Source organism: Thiohalophilus sp. (genome assembly GCF_031581315.1).
GTDB lineage: Bacteria > Pseudomonadota > Gammaproteobacteria > UBA6429 > Thiohalophilaceae > Thiohalophilus.
Genome location: NZ_JAVLAZ010000162.1, coordinates 1 through 2,465 on the forward strand (window position 1 = coordinate 1; position 2,465 = coordinate 2,465).

Consider the following 2,465-nt stretch of genomic DNA (forward strand, 5'->3'; position numbering starts at 1 on the left):
CTGCGCACCTTTTCCATCGGCTTCGAGGATCAGCCCGAGGAGAAGGGCAGCGAGTTCGAATACTCGGATCAGGTGGTGGAACGCTACCAGACCCGGCACAAGCAATATCATATTCCCAACGAGGAAGTGCTGCCGCGATTGCCCGAGGCGGTGGCGCAGATGGCCGAGCCGATGTTCGGTCAGGATGCGGTGGCCTTCTACCTGCTGGCCGAACGTGTTTCGCAGGAGGTCAAGGTGGTGCAGAGTGGCCAGGGCGCCGACGAGGTGTTCGCCGGCTACTTCTGGTTTTCGCAAATGCAGCAGGATACCGCGGGCACGGACCTGGAGCGCTTTGCCCGCTATTACTTCGATCGGCCGCACAGCGAATTCAACGAGATGGTGACCGAACCCTATCGCGGCGCGGATGTCACCGGTCAGGTGATTGCCGACCTGCTGGGCGAGCCTGACGCCGACGAGTTTATCGACCGGGTGCTGCGCATGGATGTCACCACCCTGATCGTCGACGACCCGGTCAAACGAGTGGACAACATGACCATGGCCTGGGGCCTGGAGGCGCGGGTGCCGTTCCTGGATCATCAGCTGGTGGAGCTGGCCGCGCAAATGCCGCCCGAGCTCAAGCTGGGCAACGGTCCGGGCGGCGAAGGCGCCAAGCACATCCTCAAGCGGGTCGCCCGCGGCCTGGTGCCGGATGCCGTGATCGACCGGCCCAAGGGCTATTTCCCCATGCCGGCGCTCAAATATGTGCGTGGTGAATTTCTCGATTTCATGCGCGATCTGGTCAATTCCGACGCCTGCCGGGCGCGGGGAATCTACCAGCGTGAGTACGTGGACAAGCTACTGGCTGCGCCGGATCAACACTTTACGGCGCTGCGCGGTAGCAAGCTCTGGCATATGGCCCTGCTGGAACTGTGGTTTCAGACCCACGTCGATCCCTTGAAAAACGGCTGAGCCGGCAGCATTTGTATGAGTACTGGCTCGTTTTATACCAGAGTATTTTGCTATGGTATTTTCGCGGCAAACCGGTTATATTAGGTATCACTGATTTTAGTGGCGCGTCCCAGGCGGCGTTGCCGACCACAAATAGCATATCGAGGTGCGAGTAATGGATGCATTGGAACGAATCGACGACATCGTCAAAAAGAACCCGGTTGTGATCTTTATGAAAGGCACACCCACCATGCCCCAGTGCGGCTTCTCCAGCCGGGCGGCGCAGGCGCTGATGGAATGCGGCAAGGAGTTTGCCCACGTCAACATCCTGACCGATCCCGAAATCATGGAAAACCTGCCCAAGTACCAGAACTGGCCGACCTTCCCGCAGATCTACATCAACGGCGAACTGATCGGCGGCTGCGACATCACCCTGGAAATGTACCAGAAGGGTGACCTGCAGAAGATGGTGGGTGAAGCCGTCCAGTAACGGCAAGCCTCTTTCGCACGACCCAAAACCCGGCCCAGGCCGGGTTTTTTGTGCACAATAAAATCCGCTAATAAACGCGAATGAACGCAAAATGATCTTTTTGATTTATTTATAATTTGCGTTTATTCGCGTTTATTGGCGGATTAATAAATAAATTACTTTTCTTTGTGACCTCTGCGTCTTTGCGCCTCTGCGTTAAGATCTTTTTCTCGTTTTCAGCCTGGTTTCAGCTTGACCGCCTAGACTGTGTTCCCAGAGTCAGGAGGTGGCTATTATGAATACAGAGAATGAAGTCCGTGTCTGGGACGTTTTCGTCCGGTTTTTTCACTGGGCGCTGGTGTTAAGTTTTACGCTGGCCTATCTCAGCGAGGATGAATGGCTGGGATTGCATACCTTTGCCGGTTATACCGTCCTGCTGTTGATCGGCCTGCGCCTGATCTGGGGGCTGATCGGCACGCGCCATGCCCGCTTCAGTGATTTTGTCAAACGCCCGGCCGAGATCAAGCAGTATCTCAAAGAGGTATTCCTGTTACGTCCCAAACGTTATCTGGGGCACAACCCGGCCGGCGGCGCGATGATCGTGCTGATGCTGATCGCATTGCTGGTGACGACGTTGAGCGGGCTGGCAACCTATGCCGTGGAAGAGGGCGCCGGGCCGCTGGCCGGCTGGATCGCGCATGAATCCGCAAGCTGGGAAGTGGTCGAAGAGATCCACGAGTTTTTTGCCAACTTCACCCTGTTACTGGTGTTTATCCATGTGGCGGGCGTACTGCTGGAAAGTCTGCTGCATCGGGAGAATCTGGTGCGGGCGATGTTCAATGGCAAAAAATCATTACATATCGATCAATAAAGAGGAGATGATGATGCGTTACAAAGCAGGATTATTTGTTATGTTGGCGGCCGGCGGTATCGGTATCCTCGCGACTCAGGGGATGAATACGATGGACGCCGCCCGGGCGGATGATAAACTGGATTACCGGGAGGCGCGGGAACTGCGTCAGCAGGGAAAAATCCTTTCCCTGCAGGAAATCTTGCAGCGGGTTGAAAA

At 56.0% G+C, this 2,465-nt stretch carries 3 protein-coding genes; all 3 read left to right on the plus strand.

What is annotated here, in order from left to right; translation table 11 throughout:
* A partial coding sequence (locus RI563_RS13130) for an asparagine synthase-related protein (RefSeq protein WP_310694833.1) occupies nucleotides 1-948 on the plus strand: 948 nt, incomplete at its 5' end.
* Nucleotides 949-1,102: 154 nt separating this feature from the next.
* Nucleotides 1,103-1,417: a Grx4 family monothiol glutaredoxin gene (gene grxD, locus RI563_RS13135; protein WP_310694834.1), complete on the plus strand. Its 315-nt coding sequence runs from the start codon at nucleotides 1,103-1,105 to the stop codon at nucleotides 1,415-1,417.
* Between the two features lie 274 nt (nucleotides 1,418-1,691).
* Nucleotides 1,692-2,267 carry a cytochrome b/b6 domain-containing protein gene (locus RI563_RS13140; RefSeq protein ID WP_310694835.1) on the plus strand — a complete coding sequence of 192 codons (576 nt, stop codon included), beginning with the start codon at nucleotides 1,692-1,694 and terminating at the stop codon, nucleotides 2,265-2,267.
* The last annotated feature ends 198 nt before the right edge of the window (nucleotides 2,268-2,465 follow it).

Bases quoted from the DNA above. Each gene is read 5' to 3' on its own strand.
- RI563_RS13140 (WP_310694835.1), top strand. From the start codon at position 1,692: ATGAATACAGAGAATGAAGTCCGTGTCTGGGACGTTTTCGTCCGGTTT.
- grxD (WP_310694834.1), top strand. From the start codon at position 1,103: ATGGATGCATTGGAACGAATCGACGACATCGTCAAAAAGAACCCGGTT.